Annotated in this window: 14 protein-coding genes; 10 read left to right on the top strand and 4 right to left on the bottom strand. The window is 57.4% G+C overall.

Annotated features, from left to right (window positions below):
* Positions 1-7 precede the first annotated feature (7 nt).
* Genes tssG through tagF form a run of 6 tightly spaced genes read left to right on the top strand, consistent with a single transcriptional unit; the run spans position 8 to position 9,969 of the window.
* The gene (gene tssG / locus ACFSE1_RS05965; protein ID WP_377397829.1) at positions 8-1,027 is read left to right on the top strand and encodes a type VI secretion system baseplate subunit TssG; all 1,020 of its coding nucleotides are present in this window, start codon (positions 8-10) and stop codon (positions 1,025-1,027) included.
* Positions 1,017-2,207 carry an FHA domain-containing protein gene (locus tag ACFSE1_RS05960; protein WP_377397826.1) on the top strand — a complete coding sequence of 397 codons (1,191 nt, stop codon included), beginning with the start codon at positions 1,017-1,019 and terminating at the stop codon, positions 2,205-2,207. Before tssG ends, ACFSE1_RS05960 begins: the two co-directional genes overlap by 11 nt.
* Positions 2,197-3,537, top strand: a complete 1,341-nt coding sequence (gene tssK / locus ACFSE1_RS05955) for a type VI secretion system baseplate subunit TssK (protein WP_377397823.1) — start codon at positions 2,197-2,199, stop codon at positions 3,535-3,537. Before ACFSE1_RS05960 ends, tssK begins: the two co-directional genes overlap by 11 nt.
* Positions 3,534-5,066 (top strand): type VI secretion system protein TssL, long form, encoded by a 1,533-nt coding sequence (gene tssL / locus ACFSE1_RS05950; protein ID WP_377397820.1) that lies wholly within the window; start codon positions 3,534-3,536, stop codon positions 5,064-5,066. Before tssK ends, tssL begins: the two co-directional genes overlap by 4 nt.
* Positions 5,063-8,557, top strand: a complete 3,495-nt coding sequence (tssM, locus tag ACFSE1_RS05945) for a type VI secretion system membrane subunit TssM (protein ID WP_377397817.1) — start codon at positions 5,063-5,065, stop codon at positions 8,555-8,557. Before tssL ends, tssM begins: the two co-directional genes overlap by 4 nt.
* Positions 8,539-9,969 (top strand): type VI secretion system-associated protein TagF, encoded by a 1,431-nt coding sequence (gene tagF / locus ACFSE1_RS05940; protein ID WP_377397814.1) that lies wholly within the window; start codon positions 8,539-8,541, stop codon positions 9,967-9,969. The genes tssM and tagF overlap by 19 nt, the downstream gene beginning before the upstream one ends.
* Positions 9,970-10,080: 111 nt before the next feature.
* Here the strand turns inward: tagF and ACFSE1_RS05935 are convergent, their stop codons facing one another.
* A complete protein-coding gene (locus ACFSE1_RS05935; protein WP_377397811.1) occupies positions 10,081-11,223 on the bottom strand; it encodes a polysaccharide biosynthesis/export family protein in 1,143 nt (380 codons plus the stop codon).
* Between the two features lie 407 nt (positions 11,224-11,630).
* Here ACFSE1_RS05935 and ACFSE1_RS05930 point away from each other — a divergent pair, with 407 nt between their 5' ends.
* The 4 genes from ACFSE1_RS05930 to ACFSE1_RS05915 are packed head-to-tail and all read left to right on the top strand — an operon-like array spanning position 11,631 to position 15,536.
* Entirely contained in the window at positions 11,631-12,734 is a 1,104-nt protein-coding gene (locus ACFSE1_RS05930) for a polyamine ABC transporter substrate-binding protein (RefSeq protein WP_377397808.1), read from the top strand.
* 26 nt (positions 12,735-12,760) lie between these two features.
* Complete coding sequence (locus tag ACFSE1_RS05925; protein WP_377397805.1) at positions 12,761-13,831, top strand: ABC transporter ATP-binding protein; 1,071 nt, start codon at positions 12,761-12,763, stop codon at positions 13,829-13,831.
* 5 nt (positions 13,832-13,836) lie between these two features.
* Positions 13,837-14,727 carry an ABC transporter permease gene (locus ACFSE1_RS05920; protein ID WP_377397802.1) on the top strand — a complete coding sequence of 297 codons (891 nt, stop codon included), beginning with the start codon at positions 13,837-13,839 and terminating at the stop codon, positions 14,725-14,727.
* A 2-nt stretch (positions 14,728-14,729) separates the two neighbouring features.
* Complete coding sequence (locus tag ACFSE1_RS05915; protein WP_377397799.1) at positions 14,730-15,536, top strand: ABC transporter permease; 807 nt, start codon at positions 14,730-14,732, stop codon at positions 15,534-15,536.
* Here the strand turns inward: ACFSE1_RS05915 and ACFSE1_RS05910 are convergent.
* The 3 genes from ACFSE1_RS05910 to ACFSE1_RS05900 all read right to left on the bottom strand — a co-directional run bounded on the left by ACFSE1_RS05910 (position 15,496) and on the right by ACFSE1_RS05900 (position 18,025).
* A complete protein-coding gene (locus tag ACFSE1_RS05910) occupies positions 15,496-16,218 on the bottom strand; it encodes a response regulator transcription factor (RefSeq protein ID WP_377397796.1) in 723 nt (240 codons plus the stop codon). The genes ACFSE1_RS05915 and ACFSE1_RS05910 overlap by 41 nt on opposite strands.
* Before the next feature lie 257 nt (positions 16,219-16,475).
* Positions 16,476-17,252 carry an amino acid ABC transporter ATP-binding protein gene (locus ACFSE1_RS05905; protein WP_377397793.1) on the bottom strand — a complete coding sequence of 259 codons (777 nt, stop codon included), beginning with the start codon at positions 17,250-17,252 and terminating at the stop codon, positions 16,476-16,478.
* The gene (locus ACFSE1_RS05900; protein WP_377397790.1) at positions 17,249-18,025 is read right to left on the bottom strand and encodes an amino acid ABC transporter permease; all 777 of its coding nucleotides are present in this window, start codon (positions 18,023-18,025) and stop codon (positions 17,249-17,251) included. Before ACFSE1_RS05900 ends, ACFSE1_RS05905 begins: the two co-directional genes overlap by 4 nt.
* Position 18,026 lies beyond the last annotated feature (1 nt).

Here is an 18,026-nt window from a genome sequence, read left to right as displayed (position 1 = left end):
GGATGATATGGACGTAGGCTTGCCCCATCATCAGGATGCACTTGCGGAGCGCTTGTTGCGCGATCCCGGTCGTTTTGAGCCGGTTACAGCACTGCGTGTGGCGCAGCGCGCCAGCCCTGAAGGGCTGGATATTGTCGCGCCGGTTGGGGTCGAACCCTCGCCTCTTGCGGTCTCGGGTTTTACTCGCACCGATAAGCGCAACCGTATTAAGACCCTGTTCGCAAGCCTTAGCGGCCCTGTTGGCTCGCTCCCTGCCTCCTATAACCAACTGGTCATGCGGGAGGAGCGCCAGCGCTCGAAGGCTCTTTCCGCATTTCTCGATGTGTTTAACGGTCGCATCAGCGAGTTGTTCGCGGATGCGACCGAGAAGTATCGCATAGCGCGCTGGCTGCGTTGGCAAGGAGGCCGGGACGGAAGCGGCTTCCTGCGTGCCTTGCTCTCCCTGGGCGGTTTTGGAACGCGCCGAACAATCAGCCGTGCCGAGGTCGCGGAGGATGTCGTTCTGCGTTTTTCGGGTTTCTTTGCCAATAGAACGCGTTCTGCCTCTGCTCTCAGCGCCATGCTGTGTGAATTGACCGGAGCCTCCGTGCGTATCGAGCAGTTCCGTCCACGCTGGATCAAGATTCCGCAAGGCGAGAGAAGCCGCTTGGGGCAACCTCAGGGTCTCATTCTCGGTGGAAATGCGAGCGCGGGGCAAAGTCTCCGCGATCTCACCGGAGCCTTTCGTCTGGTCATTGGACCGCTTGCCTATGCCGACTACATGCGTCTTTCCCCTGATAGCAGATTGCTGCGCGAGATCGTGGCGCTGACACGTCTCTATGTCGGCCCCACTCTGGATTTTGATGTGCAGGTCGTGCTTCGCCGGGAGGATGTGCCGTTCTGCCAGCTCGGACGCGCCGGTGATCCGCCACGGCTGGGCTGGAATACCTGGGCGAGAACGGAACCTGCCGTGAAGGATAACGGAGACGCGATCATCCAGGCTGCTGCAGTGGAAAAATTGAGCCGGGAGTTGCCACATGCATCTTGAGCTTGTGCTTGAAGCCCCCGTTTCCGGAATACCCGATCATGCGCGTGCCGCATGGGTTATGGAGCGAGGCAGAAGGTCGCTGGGCCGCGCCAGCGACTGTGATTTGTCGATGCCGTTTGCAGGCGATTCCGTTTCCCCGATACATTGCGTTATCGAACGACAGGACAATCGATTTGTTCTGCAGAACAGAAGCCCTCAAGGCGCTTCTGTGGACGGACAGTGGCTGCATGAAGGTGAGACAGCCATCATCCGTGACCAAAGTCTGATTGATCTTGGTAATCTCACCTATCGTGCATTCATTCGTAGAGACCAGGCGGGCTACCAGAGCGATCCCCGCTCAAATCTCTCCCTCAGTTCCGAACAGCTGACGATCTCCGCGATCCTATCGGACGTGGTGCCCGCCGGACAAATGGCTTCTGGTCCCCTTGGTCCGCGTGAGGTGGAAGATCCGCTCGCTTTCATCAAAAAGCCTAAGCCCGGGACACCCACGTCCCGCAATGTCGAGATCGGTTGGAGCGGCCCGCCTGATCCCCAAAGCGATGCGAAATTGCTGCCTGATAACTGGTGGGAAGAGGAGGGCGCAGATACGCAGCTCGGCCACAGCCTTGAGCATGGACTCGCAACGCGCGTGTCCGTCGGTATCGGACGCGCCGGATCACAGGGCGAAAGAGCGGAGCGCGCGAAGGCTGTTCGCTTTGATGTGCCGGAGGGCGATGCGCAGCCTGTCGATGGGGTGGCAATGATTGCGCAGCTCGATGGTCTTGTGCGTCAGTTGCAGCAAGCCGTGGAACAGAGCTACGCAGCCATGAAGCTGCCAGAACCAAAGGTTTCCGCTGAACCTTTCGATGGGATTGCAGATGACGGCGTGATCGGCCGTCTGGAAAGCATTCTTGCCAGGCAGTTACGCTTGAACGAAGCCATTGAGGGCCTCTTCAGTGAGAGCGCCCGTTTCTTTGATCCCCGCCTCGTTGAGGTTCGAGCGGAAGCCAGCCTGAAACCCCGCTTCGGCTGGCTCAGGCAGGCGACCTATTGGCGTTATTACAGCAGCCAGTTTGACAGGGGCGGGCAGAAGCTTTCGACCGCAGATGTGCTTCGCCGCGCCTATTTGGAACCGGAATTGGAAGACAGGGCAGGCGCTTCGAACGCCCCCAAGGAAGGAAAGATACCGGATGAGGTATGAAAACCGTGTGGCCTGGAGTGAGGGCATGTTTCTCCGGGTCCAGCATTTTCAACAGTCGGATCGCTGGACTGAGCGACTTGTCAGCACGGCCATGCGGACTCTGTCGCCCTATCCATGGGGGGTGGCGTCCATTGAGATCGACCGCAGTGCGCTCGCCATCGGACGGTTCTCCGTTAGCAATCTTCGCGGTATTTTGCCTGACGGCACAGCCTTCGAGGCGCCGGTCGATTGTGATTTGCCGCCGGCGCTTGAACTGGATGAGACAGTAAAGAACGCCGTCATTTATCTGGCGCTCCCCACCCGCCAGCCGGGAAGAGCCGACATCGCTCTGAATGGCGGTGCAGCGCTGCATCAGGTTCGTCACGTGGCTTCGCCCTACGAAGCACCAGATGCCAATGTCGAAACGGATTTCATGGCTCCCATCGAGGTGGGCCGCTTGAATCTGCGCTACTTGAAGACGGGCGATGAACTGGCTGGCTTCGATCTCATCGGTGTTGCTCGGGTCATTGAAGTTCGCTCCGATCGCGCGGTCATTCTCGATCCGGACTTCCTTGCTCCCTGCCTGAATTGTGCGGCAGAGCCACGCCTTTCGGAACTGATGAAGGAACTGCTGGGTATTGTACGTCATCGCGCAGAAGCAATCGCGGACCGGATCGGTGACCCGACCATTCGCGGAACGGCCGAAGTGGGAGACTATTTTCTCCTGCAAATCCTCAATCGGGCCGATCCGATGCTTCATCACATGGCTGCGAATGCAACGCGCATCCACCCCATGTGCTTTTACGAAACCTGCATTCAGCTGGCTGGAGAACTTGCAACTTTTACCACGGATCGCAAGCGCGCAACGGAGTTCCCGCCCTATCGGCACGATGATCTGAAGGCAAGCTTTGCTGCCGTTTTCGATGATCTGCGCACCTCACTTTCGGCCGTGCTTGAGCAGTCCGCCGTTGCAATCGATTTGGCAGAACGCAGGCATGGCGTGCGCGTCGGCACGATCCATGATCGCACCCTCCTCAGGGATGGGGGCTTCGTGCTTGCCGTGCGCGCCGAGATGCCAGCGGAGGAGATCCGGCGCAAGCTTCCGGCGCAGATCAAGGTGGGCCCCGTGGAGCGTATCGCAGAACTGGTCAATGTGGCGCTTCCCGGCATTCCCGTCAGGCCGCTTCCGGTTCTGCCGCGCCAGCTGCCTTACCGCTCCGGAACGATCTATTTCGAACTCGATACGCAAAATCCGTTGTGGAAACAGCTTGAAACCTCTGGTGCCATTGCTCTGCATCTGTCGGGCGAGTTTCAGGGGCTTGAGATGGAACTGTGGGCCTTGAGAGAATGAGCAAAGAAAACAGCTCCTGGCAGGACCTGCCCACGATTGTCGATCTGGATGAGGATGGCGTAAACAGGCGTCAGCCTTCCGGCAAGATGTCGGATTTTTTGGATGACATCATCAGCCAGCCGCCGCTTGCGGGAGCGGACGCCCGCCGAAACCCGCCCCAGGGGGGATGGTCGGCGGAACGTCTGGTCAAGGATTTCACGCTGGGTGGCGAAGAGGTGCCAACGCTTGTACGTTCGGCAGCCCCTCTTCTCAATCTGGCTCACGCTATCCGGCATCGGCCTGAACCGCCTGATATTGACGAACTGCGGCGTGTCGCGATCGCAGCCATTAATGCCTATGAGCGAGATCTGGCCGCAGCACGCATTGCGCCGGAGCGAGCGCGTGCCGCCCACTATGTCGTCTGCGCAACCGTCGATGATGTTGTGTTGAGCAAACCGTGGGGAGTATCGGCGGGCTGGGCACGGTCCGGTCTCGTTTCGACATTCCATATGGATGTCACCGGCGGGGAGAAGGTCTTCGATCTCCTGGACCATTTCCACCAGTCACCGGGCGCCTCGAAGGATATTCTCTTACTGATCTATTTGTGCCTGTCCCTGGCCTTCGAGGGACGAATGCGGGTGTCACCGCGCGGTCATCTGGAGCTTGGCCGTGTCCGGGACAGTCTCTACAAGACGCTTCTCGGCCAGTACGGAATTTTCGAGCGCGATCTATCGCCGCATTGGAAGGGTGTGTCCGCCCGACACAAGCCGCTGAAGACGACAACGGCGCTTTGGACGCTTCTTTCCATTCTCGCGCTTCTTTTCGGGCTCGGCTACATCTTCTTTACCTTTTCACTGAATTCCGTCTCGGATGGCACTCTTAGCCGCATGGCCGGTCTCGGGCCGAAGGATGCGCCAAGCGTTGCACTGACGGCGCCGCCACCTCCGCCGCAGGACGTGGCAGTCGTGGAAAAGAAGGAGGAGCCTGCCCCGCCGCCTCCACTGTCAAATGCACCGCCCAAGCCAAGCCCGCTTCAGAACTTCATGACCTTCCTCCAGCCGGAGGTTGAGAAGAACCTGGTTTCGCTATCGGATGCCAATGGAAGATTGCGTATTCGCATCAACAATTCCGGGCTTTTCGACGTGGGCAGCGCCGAGGTGAGCGATAATTTCAGGGGGCTGCTTGAGCGGATCGGCGGCGCTCTCTCTGCAGAGCAATTCCGTGCTCTTGTTGTCGGTTACACGGATAACACGCCCATTCGTACCGTCCAGTTTCCATCCAACTGGCACCTCTCGGAGGCAAGGGCGAAGGCGGTAGGCGAGATTCTCTCGGCCTATACCGGGCCGGAGGCCATTCTGACGGAAGGCAGGGCCGACAGCGATCCGATTGCTCCCAATACAACGCCTGAGGGGCGCGAGATGAACCGGAGAACGGAAATTCTGGTGCTGACGGATCCCCGCCAGCGGCTTACCCAGGCAGGAATGACGGCACCTGCTGTGCGTACCGAACAGCAACCCGAAGCAGCCCAACCACCGGGTAGTTCGCAATGAACCCACTAAGCTATTTCTATACGATCCGATCCTATGTCGAGGCCTATGTCGGCTTGCTCGGCAGGCGTTTCATATCCATCATCTGGCTGATCGCGCTGTGCGTGATTGTCTGGTTCTATGGCTACCTTCTGGCTTTCGGTCAGTGGAAGCCTCTGGTCAGCGTCAACGCCCGCATCATTCTGATTGCCGCGCTTGTTCTTGCCTGGATCGGCTATCTGATCGTCTCAATCCTTCGCAGCCGCAAGCGCGATGCGGCTCTGGTCGAAGGCATAGAGAGAAGTGCTGAACAGGAGGTTGAAGCAAGCCAGCGCGCTGAAGTCGTTGAGATTCACCAACGTCTCAAGGATGCGCTGCAATTGCTGCGCCGGGTGACGCGCAAGCGCTTCGGCTACATCTATGAATTGCCCTGGTATGTTATATTTGGTGCTCCCGGTTCCGGTAAAACCACGGCCTTGACCCAATCCGGCCTGAATTTCCCACTGGGCGATGCACTGGGAGGAAATTCCGTTCAAGGCGTTGGTGGCACGAGAAACTGCAACTGGTGGTTTGCCGACGAAGCCATCCTGATTGACACCGCTGGCCGATACACGACCCAGGACGACCTCAACGGCACTGCCAAGGCAGGCTGGGAGGGGTTTCTGGACCTCTTGCGCAAGTACCGGCGGTCGCAGCCGGTGAATGGTGCGCTGATTACCCTGTCCATCGGTGACCTGCTGGAGCGCGACCCGCAAGCGCAGAAAGACGAAATCCGTATCATCCGTCAGCGCCTTGCCGAACTGGACCAGCAGCTACAGGTGCGTGTGCCCGTTTATCTGGTATTGACCAAGGCGGATCTTTTGACAGGCTTTGTCGACTTCTTCGATGGGTTTGGAAAGTCCGATCGAGAGCAAGTGTGGGGGATGACTTTCGCTCTGGAACAGAGCGAAAAGGCGACCGAGCTTCCAGATGCCTTTGCCGCAGAATTCGCGCTGCTTCAGGAAAGGGTAAATTCCCTGCTTCTTGAACGTTTGCAACAGGAGCCGAACTCCGACATCCGAGGCCGGATATTCCGCTTTCCATCCCAGCTTGCCCTGTTGCGGGAGCGTTTGATGGAGGTCATACCCGAGCTTTGCTCCGGCTCGAAATTGATGGAGCCACCGCTTCTGCGCGGCATCTATCTTGCGTCAGGCACACAAACACAGCAAGACGTTGCCGCCACGCTCCAGTCTCGCCCGCGGCGCAGCTATTTTCTGAAGCGTCTGTTTCACGATGTCATCTTTGAGGAGGCCTCGCTTGTTGCGCGTGACAAGCGTCTTGGCAGGCGACAAGTGTTCATTCGTCGCGCAACCTATGCCGTGGCAGGCGTTTTGGTCGCTGTGGTGCTGGCGAGCTGGATTGCAACTTATGTTCAGAACAGCACTGCGCTTGCCAGTGCGGACAGGCGCCTTGAGGCCTATGAACAGCTTTCCAGGGGCATCCCCATCCAGAACGTGAAGGACACGGATTTTCTGCGGATTTTGCCTGCGCTCGATAATCTTGCAGCCATTCCAAATGACTTCGAGCAGGCAAGGGCATGGCCTGTGAGTTTCGGCCTCGACCAGCAGCAGAAGGTAGAGGGGCGCCAGCGCGATGCATATCAGCGGGCACTCAACGCTTTATTGCTCCCGCGTTTGATGGTGCAGTTGCAGCGGGAAATGCAAAATGACAAGGAGCCGCAAAAGGCGTTCAACGCGCTGAAGCTCTACGGGATGCTGGGTGGCCTTGGCACCGTTGACCGTGATTTTGCCGTACAGCAGGCGGACGATCTCTTTACCGCGCTTTATCCCGGCGACGGGCGGGCTGCCACGCGTAAAGCATTGCTGCACCACGCCACCGCACTTGTTCAAGGCGTCATTCCGCCTATCGAGCTGGACAATCGCCTGATCGCAGAAACACGCCAAAAGGTGGGTGACATCACGATTGCCTCACGTGCCTTCGAGATTCTTAAAGGGTACCCGCAGGCCCGCAGACTGAGCGGCTGGACGCCTTCCGGCGCACTTGGCCCCTTGGGTGAACAGGCATTCGAACGTGCGTCAGGCACAAGTCTTCGTCTTGGCCTGTCGGGTCTCTTCACCGCAAAGGGCTTTCAGACTGTCGTTCGTTCACGTCTTGACGATGCGGCGCGAGATGCCATTGCGGAAGAATGGGTTCGCGGAACACCCAATCCGCCGGAGGTTTCTGTCAGTCAGATTTCAGAGGCGGCGCTTCAGCTCTATCTTTCCGCGTTCGAAAGCCAGTGGCGCGCAATTCTGAGCGACCTGCGTGTCAAGACGCCTCAGACGATAGCGGACGCTGCGGAAAATCTACGATTATTGACCGTTGAGCCAAGCCCCATCGAGGCGCTTGTGCGCTCTGTATCTGTATCGACCGACTTGCGCTCGCCGGACGCTCTTGTCACCGGGGCGGTCACCTCAGACAATAGCCAGGCCAGCACCAATGCCATCGGCATGTCTGTGCTGCCAGATCCCTATGCAAGGCTTCGTGAACTCCTGCCCGCGCAAGGTGCCGAGGTGGTCGTGACTGCAGCAAGCGGTTCATCCGAACAGCAGTTACCCCCCTTGCGGCAGATGATTGCAACCCTGCAAAAGCTTCGTGACCAGCTTTCACGCGCTTCGACATCCACGGCCGCAATCGCCAAGGTGTTTGATGTGGACGGGCAATTGACCACGGCAAATCAGGACCTTCTGCAACAGGCGCGTCAGATGCCTGCACCGCTGGATACCTGGATGGCCGGTGTCGCAGCCGATATTGGCTCCCTCGCGGTACGCTCGGCTCGTGCACGCATTGCCAATGTGTGGGCCGCAGAAGCTGCATCCTATTGCAGCAGCGTTGTATCCGGGCGCTATCCGTTTGATCGGGAATCGCCGAGTGATGTTGCTCTGAGCGATTTTATCCGGCTGTTCAGTCCCGATGGTCTTCTCCAGAGTTTCTTCAAGGAAAATCTGGAGCCTTTCGTGGACACCAGCTCCTCCCCCTGGGGGTGGAAAGGGACTTTCGGGGCTGCCAGCATTCCCAGCGAAGCCATTGCGCAGTTCGACAAGGCGGACCAGATAACCCGCGCATTCTTCCCGAACGGCAGCAAGCAGCCGTCCGTATCCATCAACGTCACACCTGTTTCCCTGAGCGAGGCAGCCAATGCGGTCATGCTCGAACTCGAGGGGGAAAAGGTCGTCTACTTCCACGGACCCGTCCTGTCGAAGTCGATCATCTGGCCTTCTTCTCAGGCGAGCAACAGCTCAAGGCTGGCTTTTCAGCCGGGTGGTTGGCAAGAGGCGTTGACGACGACGGGAGATTGGTCCGCGTTCAGGCTGTTCGACAATGCAAAGCTTAGCCAGTCAGCCCAGCCAAATCTGTTCAGGGCCGAGTTTACGCGAGGAGAGCAGACCGCTCAGTTTGATGTTCAGTTCGGTTCCATCTTGAACCCGTTCGGGCTTCCGGCACTCAACGGGTTCTCTTGCCCGAGGCAGTTTTGATCGTGACGCTGGACCGGGCTGCAATCCATCATCTTAAGGAGCAGGATCGGATCGGCTTCTTCGGCAAACTGCCGGCTCACGGCGATTTTGTCGGCTGGGGCCTTTCCGCCGATCTGCAACGTTTGCTGCAGGACTGGCTTCAAGCGGGGCTGCAGGCAGCGAGGGAGAGGCATGGTGAAGCCTGGCAGCGCACTTTCAAATCCATGCCGCCATGGCGGTTTCTCATTGAGGAGGGCCTGTGGTCCAATCACGCCATAGCCGGTGTTTTGATCCCGAGTGAGGACCGGGTCGGACGCGGATTTCCCCTCGTTCTTCTGAGCCAGATACAGCAGTCGGGAGAGCATCCATTTCGTTTCTACAAGGATGAGACCTGGTTCACCGCCCTGGAGGCCATTGCCGAGACGGGTCTGCGTCGCGATTTTCAACTCGAGAGCTTTACGGCAGCCTTGCAACGCTTGCGCCGTATAAGGCCAGTAGACGATTCTGAGATGGAGACAGCCAAGGGACACCGCTCCCGGCGCGAAAGCCTGTGGTGGACGGTGGCTCCGGGTACGCGCGATGTACAAGGCTTTCGTAATGAGGGTCCACCCAGGAAGGATGATTTTGTCCGTCTGTTTCCGCCTGCTCCGGCGGAGGCAGAAGCGGTTTGTGCAAAACATTCGCCACTTGCACCTTCAGAACCGCAGCCGCACCTTCAAAGGGTAGGTTTGCCTGTCATGCTCGAAGCAACCAGGCCCCGCCTGTCGGCGTGGAGCCACGCATTCGAGACACATGCCGGAACGCGCGGTCGGGTCAATGCCGATGCCTTGCTGGCCTCCGGTGCCGCGGGTCTTTTTGCTGTTGCGGACGGTGCCGCAGACTCCTCAAGCTCCGCGGAAGCAGCCAAACTGGCGGTCCATCTGGCCGGGCAGGCAGTTATGGAAGGCTCGTTTGAGCAGCGACTGCGGGAAGTGAGAGGGAAGCTGGGGCGGGCCAACACGCTTCTGCGCTCGCGGATGGATCATCCAGCTGCCCCAAGTGCAGATGTTGCAAGCGTGGCGGTTCTCATGCTTCAGGCATCAGCCTTCGCCGCTCTTTGGGCAGGGGATGCCCGATGCTACCTGCTTCGTGATGGCATGTTACGCTGCCTGACGCGTGATCATGTTCAGATTGGAATGCGGCGTTCACTTTCACGCGCTGTCGGATTGGAGACGACGTTCCAGCCAGACACGATTGTGGACCAGCTACAGCTTCACGACACTTTCCTGCTGTGTACTGCACCGGTCATGCGCGCGCTCTCAGAAAGAGTTGTGGCGGAAATCATGCTATCGGAAAAGGCATCCGATGTGCCTCGCACACTGGTCGAGAATGCATTGATTGCCGGTTGCGCTGACAATATGACAATCCTCGCCGTTCACGTGCATGAAATCTAGTGCACGTCCGGCAATATTGCCTGATCCGGTTTCACTAAGCCAACCTGCGGCGTGAACAGCGAAACCGGATCGTTTGTGTGCATGTCAGCGCGTTCCTGTTGAAGATGTGCATTAATTTCCGGGGGCGACCGGCGGAGCGGCCGCAGGCAGATTAGGGCTCTTTTGATACACGTTGAAGAGCTTCGCAAAGTCAACCAGGCCGGAGTTGCCAGCATAGAGAATGTCGCCATTCGCCATCTGGAACTGCTGCATCAGTGCGAGGTTGGAAATGTCCTTCATATCCGCACGATAGATGACCGGCTTGTTGGAGACCATGGTGGTTGAGGTGAGCGCCTTGCCCGCACCGCTGTGGACTGTGGTGTAAGTGGTCTGATTACGCAGCAGGTAAATCTGGCTCGCATCGGCGCGATCGTCCAGCAGCCCACCGGCGCGACCAATCGCCTGGGCAAGTGTCAGCTGTCCAGGCTCGAACTTGAATTCGCCTGTGCTCTTGAAGGCGCCCATGACCGTGAAGCTTGGTGCGGCATCCTGAATGAAGAGCTGGTCGTCAGGCAGAAGGTAGACGTTCTGCCGTTCCTCATTCAACACGCGGGAAAGGGGAGCTGTTGCTTTTCTGGAACCGCGCATCAACGTTACCGTCGCGCTGGCAGGCGCCGACAGGGCGCCACCGGCCATCGCAATCGCATCCGACACCTTTTCCTTCCGTGCAGACAGAGGAAAACGTCCCGGTGAGCGTACACTTCCACCGACGGTCACTGCATTGCCGGGCCGGTCAACAACGGTTACGACCGCCTGCGGATTTACTGCGGACCCCTTGAGGCCACCAACGATACGCGACTGTAAAGCTTCAGGCGAGGAATCCAGAACGCGCTGCTTGCCAACAAATGGCAGGTTCACATTGCCGCTGGCATCCACGGTAAACCTGCCAAGAGGTAGTGTCTTGCTATTTGCGGAAGAGAAAAGCCCCTCTTCTCCGGTGTCGAAGATGGTCACTTCGATGACATCGCCGCGGCGAAGCCGCACATCACCGGAGCCTCCGGAGCGGAAAATAGAGAGGCCAGGATCTGCAGGGTTATAGGCGAGCGGAGCATTGCTTCCGACCGGGAGGCTCGCCTGTGTGAGACGCACAACCGGGATGTTCTTGCCGGTTGCCGGATCTTTCGCATTATAGAAGCTGGATGGGGAGGGGCCGTCCGATGGCCTTGCACAGGCAGCCAATACCAAGCAAACCAAGATCGCACCGATCTTCCGCATCCGATTCCTCGCAAATCACTAGAATTTGCCGAAAACTAGCACCGGACTCTGATGATACAATATCAGTTTCGCCACAATGTTGAATTCCGCCTACTAATGCTTGAACTTGTGGCCGATCTGCAACGAGCAAAGCATCCTGATGTGCTGCCCACAACATTAGACTTGTCGAAGCAGCAATCAATTGGGGAATTTCATAAAAAGACGGTTGGAAGATTCATTTTGCAGCTCGAACAGAAATACCGAAGGTTTGGAAACTGGCCGCGGGGCCAGCGGCAAGCGCCATCCGCGCGGAGCATAGCCTTTCTGCGCCCATTTCAGTCACGTTCCCGCCCTAGCCATAGGGAGTATTGATCTCTGCCAGCGTCTGGCATCTCCTAAACCGAATAAGAAGCTTCGGGAGATGATAGATGACCAAGGTATTGCGACGCCTTTTGCCGGTTTTGCTTGCCGCTGCATCGTTGGGTGGTGCATCGGGCGGCGCTGCACATGCAGCTCAGTTGTTTATCTACAACTTCTCGGACTATTTCGCGAAGGACACGATCTCGAACTTCCAGGCGCAGTCCGGCATCGATACCCGCGTCGATTTCTATGACTCGCTCGAGGTGCTGGAAACGCGATTGCTGGCGGGTGGTAGTGGCTTCGATGTGGTTTTCCCCAGCGCAACTGTCGGCGACAGACTCATTGCTTCCGGTGCACTTCAGCCGATCGATAAGAGCAAGTTGAGCAACTATAGCAAGCTCAATCCGGAGCTTCTCAAATTGCTAAACGATCATGATCCCGACAATGCCCATCTGGTTCCTTACATGTGGCTTACTACCGGCATTGCCTACAACAAGGCGATGATCAGTCAACGGATGCCCGATGCACCGTTGAACAGTCTCGATATTGTCTTCAAGCCAGAGATCGCGGCCAAATTTGCCGACTGCGGCATCGGCATTGTCGATGCCCCTAATGAGATTATTCCCATCGCTCTGAATTATCTTGGCCTGGATCCTTATTCGGCCAACGAGGAAGATCTGGCAAAGGCCGAAAAGCTGCTGATGGGCCTGCGTCCCTATATTCGGCATATGCAGAGCGGCAAGCTGATTGCCGACATGGCCTCGGGCCAGCTATGCCTTGCCATCATGTGGAGCGGGGACACGGGAATTGCGGCGGCGCGTGCCCAGGAAGCGGGCACAGGGCAAGAGATAAGCTATTCCTTGCCAAAGGAAGGCACCATCATTTCCTTCGATACAATGGCCATACCTGCGGGCGCTGCCAATGTTGAGCAGGCGCATCAATTCATCAATTACATTCTCGAGCCCAAGGTCGTTGCGGATATCAGCAATGCCGTGTTCCTGGCCAATGCAAACGCAGAGGCGACAGAACTGATGGACAAGCAGATTACCAGCGATCCCAATCTCTATCCGCCGGAAGAGGTGCGCAAACGGCTGTTCACCGACAAAACGCTTCCGCCAAGGCAGAACAGAGAGCGCACGCGAATCTGGACGACATTCCGCGCTGGGAACTGAGCCACGCGACAGAGGAACGGTAGACAGTGCAGAACCAATATTTGACGCTTGATGGCATCAGCAAGGCTTACGGCATTTTTACTGCTGTCGATAATATCTCGCTGGATATCGGCAAAGGGGAGTTCTTCTCTCTGCTCGGGCCTTCAGGGTGTGGAAAATCGACACTGCTGCGAATGATTGCGGGCTTTGAAACGCCGACGGCCGGAACTGTTGTTCTGGAAGGTGCCGATGTAACGGAGCTGCCTGCCAATCGTCGCCCGACCAATATGATGTTTCAATCCTACGCCTTGTTTCCGCACCTGAACGTGGCGCGCAACATTGCATTTGGTCTGAAGCAGGACAGGCTTGCGAGAGCGGAAATAGAAAGCCGTGTGTCCGAGGTTGCGCGAAAGCTTCAGTTGCAGCAACTGCTGGAGCGTAAGCCCTCACAGCTTTCTGGCGGGCAGAGGCAGCGTGTTGCTTTGGCGCGGGCGCTGGTCAAGCGACCCAAGGTTTTGTTGCTCGACGAACCGCTGGGCGCCCTGGACAAGAACCTGCGGATTGAAACGCAGCACGAATTGATGCGCTTGCAGAAGGAATTGGGGCTGACCTTTATCATCGTCACCCATGATCAGCATGAGGCTATGACTGTTTCATCGCGCATTGCCATCATGCAGTCAGGCCGGGTTCTCCAGGTCGGCACACCAGACGCCGTGTATGAAGCCCCGGTATCGCGTTATGTCGCGAAGTTCCTCGGCGAAGCAAACATGTTCGATGTGGACACGGCGCAGCGCGAAGGCGACCGTGTTCGCTTGACCTTGACGGGGCTGGAAGGACAGTTCGCGGCGAAGCTGCCGACAGGCGTTTCCCCGGAAGGAAAGCTATGGCTTTCGGTGCGGCCCGAGCGCATGGAACTGGCCACCAGCGGCGCGGGCATTCCGGGCGTGATTGACGATATCAGTTATACAGGCGCTCAACGCCACTATCGCGTTCGTATCAGCAACGGTGCCATTGTTGATGCGCTGAAGGTCAACACTGGAGACAGTCAAGGGTTTGAGCGCGGCGATGCTGTCGTCGTGCGGTGGTTGGAAGATGCCGCCTACCTGCTAGGGGAGTGAAAGCCATGGCCTCTGTAGGAAGTTCTCGCTGGCGTCAACGAATGCTCATCGCGCCACCATTCCTGTGGCTGGTTGTGATGTCATTGCTGCCTTTCATTCTGGTGCTGGCAATTGCGCTGTCATCCGTGCGCGTCGGAATGCCACCCTATAAACCGCTCTTCACATGGAACGGCGCGCTTTTAAACATCAGCCTGAATTTCGAGAATTTTCAGTTTGTGCTGAGCAATAGTATTTATGCCCGCGCCTATCTCAACAGTGTCAAGATTGCCCTGATTTCGACCGCCCTCACGCTGTTACTGGCCTATCCGCTTGCCTATGGCATCTCCCGATGCAGAGACAATTGGCGCTCCCTGCTGGTCTTTCTTGTGATTGTACCGTTCTGGAGTTCGTTGCTGATCCGTGTCTACTCGTGGATGGTCATTCTCAGCAATGATGGTCTTCTGAATTCGCTGCTTCTCAAGATCGGACTTATCGATCAGCCGTTGCATATCATGAACACCCAGACAGCCATCTATATCGGCATTGTCTATACCTATCTGCCATTCATGGTTTTGCCGATCTATTCGAACCTGGCTGCAGCAGATCGCACCCTCATCGAGGCAGCGCGCGATCTCGGCTGTTCATCCTTCCAGGCCTTTTGGCGCGTGACATTTCCCTTGAGCCTGCCTGGGGTTGCTGCCGGCTGTGCCTTGGTCTTCATTCCCGTTATCGGCGAATTTGTCGTTCCGGATTTGTTGGGCGGCGCGGATACCCAGATGATTGGACGAACCATCTGGATGGAATTCTTCAATAATCGTGACTGGCCTGTGGCTTCGGCGGTAACCGTCCTGCTCCTCGCGCTTCTGGTCATTCCGATTGTGCTGCTGCAATCGCGGCTTTCAAAGGCGAGGGTCTGAAAATGTCATCATCCCACGGTCCCTCCTGGTTTAATCGGCTGTCGATCCTGGTCGTGATGGCCTTTCTCTACTTGCCAATCATCATTCTGGTGATTTTCAGCTTCAATAGGTCTCGGCTTGTCACTGTTTGGGGAGGGTTCTCGACCGAGTGGTATGCATCTGCTCTCTCCAATGTGTCCTTGCTGGATGGCGCGCGGGTGAGCTTCATGGTGGCAGGTATTTCGGCCACGCTGGCCACCTTTCTGGGCTTGCTGGCTGCGCTTGTCATGGTGCGGATCCGGCGCTTTCGCGGTAGAAGGCTGTTTTCCGGTCTACTCACTACGCCTATGGTCATGCCGGAGGTGGTCCTTGGTGTCGCCCTGCTTCTGATGTTCGTCACACTGGGCATCGATCGCGGCCCGGTGACAATCACGCTGGCCCACGCCACCTTTACGATGTGCTTTGCCGCAGTTGTCATCCAGTCGCGCTTGACGGAGCTCGATCCCTCTCTTGAAGAGGCCGCAATGGATCTGGGTTGCAGTCCGGCAACGGCCTTTCTTCAGGTGGGCTTGCCGAACATCATGCCTGCAATGGTTTCCGCCTGGCTTTTGTCCTTCACGCTTTCGCTCGATGATCTGGTCATCTCCAGTTTCACAACCGGCCCTGGCGCATCGACGCTGCCAATGAAGATCTATTCTCAAATCAAATTTGGTGTGACGCCGGAAATAAATGCCGTATCCACCATCATTCTGGGCATAGTGGCGTTAAGCTTGCTGATCGTAGCTGTGGTCACGCGGCGGTCCGGGAAGGATATGGCGGCGATGCACTGAGGCTCGAACGGCGGGCGACGTAGCTGACCAGCGGGTCCTCATCGTGGTTTGTTGTTGAGGAAACGGCATCGATGAAGAGCGAGAACAGCTCCGTCTGGGAGCTGACATCAAGCTTGGCATAGACATTGCGACGATGCAGCTTGATTGTTGCCGGGGAAATGCCCAGCAATCTGGCAGCACCCTTGAGCGAGTAGCCCCGCAGAACGAGTTGCGCCACCTCGCACTCACGCTCGGTCAAAATGCTTCTTCCGAAACTGCCAATGGCCTGCGCGAGCGCGCTTTTGACTGTGCCGGCCTCTTCCCCGGAAAGCTGTGGCTGCAAGTCACGCCAATGGCGGATGACGGCGGCCTCGATGATGGAGGAGACACTTTGCAGAAGGTTCGTTTCTTCGCCCGTGAAGGGGCAACTCAACTCTGAGCGATGCAGTGAGATCATCAAACGGGTATCGCTGTCTATCACGAAAACATAGTTGAATTCGTCCGTCAGGGTCGCCCGAGGCTGACTGGTCCAGTCGTTATGGAGAACTGTCGGCGTGGCCTTGTGTCTGCAATGCAGAACGAGGCCGGCATCGAACCCAATAAGCCGTCTCAGCGACTGCACCAGAGCGTCATGAAAACCTGATCTGCCAACGGCGCCGATAAGCGAAATCGAGAAATCTATAGTCGAAAATGATTGAGTCATAATGCGTCTCCCCCTCAACTTAGAGCACGGCCGGCACAAGTGCCTCAGCGGCTTTGCGTGCGGACTGCGTATAAACAAATAGATGGAGCATTCCAGGCGATCCCGTTTTGCCGGAAATGCTCTTAGATACCTCCACTCGAGTATGCCGGGGTCTTCCAAGGTGCAGGCTGTGCGAAGACGCTCGCTGATGATGGGAAACCAGACACATCCGGTTGAACACAGCAGAACGGGTGTGTCTGACCCATCTATCGGTCACATCAACGAATGCCGCGCAGGAAGGCTTTGGTGCGCTCCTGCTTTGGATCGCTGAAGAACTGTTCGGATGGCCCTGCCTCCACAATCTCGCCGGACACCATCATGACGGTTCGATGCGAAACATCCCTGGCAAAACCCATTTCGTGTGTCACCACGATCATTGTCATGCCCTGCCGTGCCACCTCCTTCATCACCTCAAGCACTTCTCCCACCGTTTCCGGATCCAGCGCACTCGTCGGCTCGTCAAACAGAAGCACGTCGGGTTTCATGGCGAGTGCGCGGGCAATGGCAACGCGCTGCTGCTGCCCGCCGGAAAGCTGCGAAGGGTAACGCCCCGCCTTGTCACCCAGCCCTACGCGTTCCAGCAGGGCTTGAGCCTCCTTTTTTACAGTCTCGCGATCGCGCTTCTGGACGCGGCACGGGGCAATAGAGATATTTTCCAGCGCTGTGAGGTGAGGGAAAAGATTGAAGCGCTGGAATACCATGCCTGTGCGTTGGCGCTGCAACGCGATTTTGCGGCTCGATTCTTCAACGAGCCTGCCGTTCACCCGTCGATAGCCGATACGCTCATCGCCGACGAAAATGTCGCCATCATCAATCTTTTCCAAGTGATTGATGCAGCGAACGAGGGTCGTCTTGCCGGAGCCCGAAGGGCCGATGATGCACATTACCTCACCGGCTGCGACGTCGAGGTCCACACCCTTGAGGATTTCCAGATGGCCATAGCTTTTACGGACACCTCTGAGGCGGACCAGTGGTGAGTGAGCGACGTCGATCATGACCGCCTCATTTGTAGGAGTTTGCGCTTTGGCATTGCGGGTTCGTCGTCAAGAACCTGATTATCGTAACGCGCCAGACGCATCTCGATAACGCGCTGTACGCTCGATACGAGGGTCGTAAGGACGAGATACCAGACAGCTGCCACAGCAAAGAGCTCGAAGGTCTTGAAGGTGGCTGCATTGATGGATTGCAGCGTGCCGAAGAATTCACGAATTCCGATAACGGCCAGAAGCGAGGTGCTCTTGATCATCAAAGTGATCTCGCTGCCGAGCGGGGGCACTATGATCCGCAGCGCCTGCGGCAGGATGATCCATCGCATCGCCTGCCAGGGGCGCATGCCAACTGCGCGTGCGGCATCGAACTGGCCCTTTTCAATGGCACCAATGGCTGCCCGCACGATTTCAGCCATGTAGGCTGCTTCGTTCAGTGCAAGGGTTATGATTGCCGCCTGTAAGGCACCCGAAATGGTCAGGCCGAAAATGTGGATGTCGGGCCACATATAGATGCCGGCGGTAGCCACGCCGGTGTAAGCCAGAACGAGCTGCACCAGAAGCGGCGTTCCGCGCCACACCCAGACATAAAGCCTTGCCCAGTTGCTGAGGAACGGATTCTTCGAGAGCCGTGCCAGTCCGATCAGAAAGCCAAGCGCCATGCCAATCAGCATGGCAATCGTCGCAACCAGTATCGTTACGCCAAGCCCCACCCAGACAATGCTGGGCGGAGAAAAGAGATATTGCAGGAAGAAATCGAAGTCCAAACGCAGGTTGCCCATC

It is taken from the genome of Affinirhizobium helianthi (genome assembly GCF_042680945.1).
Taxonomy (GTDB): domain Bacteria; phylum Pseudomonadota; class Alphaproteobacteria; order Rhizobiales; family Rhizobiaceae; genus Neorhizobium; species Neorhizobium helianthi.
This window is presented reverse-complemented; position numbering and strand designations above follow the sequence as displayed.

Coding starts and splice junctions, on each gene's coding strand:
- ACFSE1_RS05905 (WP_377397793.1), bottom strand. CDS start 17,252: ATGATCGACGTCGCTCACTCACCACTGGTCCGCCTCAGAGGTGTCCGT.
- tssK (WP_377397823.1), top strand. CDS start 2,197: ATGAGGTATGAAAACCGTGTGGCCTGGAGTGAGGGCATGTTTCTCCGG.
- ACFSE1_RS05900 (WP_377397790.1), bottom strand. CDS start 18,025: ATGGGCAACCTGCGTTTGGACTTCGATTTCTTCCTGCAATATCTCTTT.
- ACFSE1_RS05930 (WP_377397808.1), top strand. CDS start 11,631: ATGACCAAGGTATTGCGACGCCTTTTGCCGGTTTTGCTTGCCGCTGCA.
- ACFSE1_RS05920 (WP_377397802.1), top strand. CDS start 13,837: ATGGCCTCTGTAGGAAGTTCTCGCTGGCGTCAACGAATGCTCATCGCG.
- ACFSE1_RS05915 (WP_377397799.1), top strand. CDS start 14,730: ATGTCATCATCCCACGGTCCCTCCTGGTTTAATCGGCTGTCGATCCTG.
- ACFSE1_RS05935 (WP_377397811.1), bottom strand. CDS start 11,223: ATGCGGAAGATCGGTGCGATCTTGGTTTGCTTGGTATTGGCTGCCTGT.
- ACFSE1_RS05960 (WP_377397826.1), top strand. CDS start 1,017: ATGCATCTTGAGCTTGTGCTTGAAGCCCCCGTTTCCGGAATACCCGAT.
- tssL (WP_377397820.1), top strand. CDS start 3,534: ATGAGCAAAGAAAACAGCTCCTGGCAGGACCTGCCCACGATTGTCGAT.
- ACFSE1_RS05910 (WP_377397796.1), bottom strand. CDS start 16,218: ATGACTCAATCATTTTCGACTATAGATTTCTCGATTTCGCTTATCGGC.
- tssM (WP_377397817.1), top strand. CDS start 5,063: ATGAACCCACTAAGCTATTTCTATACGATCCGATCCTATGTCGAGGCC.
- tssG (WP_377397829.1), top strand. CDS start 8: ATGGACGTAGGCTTGCCCCATCATCAGGATGCACTTGCGGAGCGCTTG.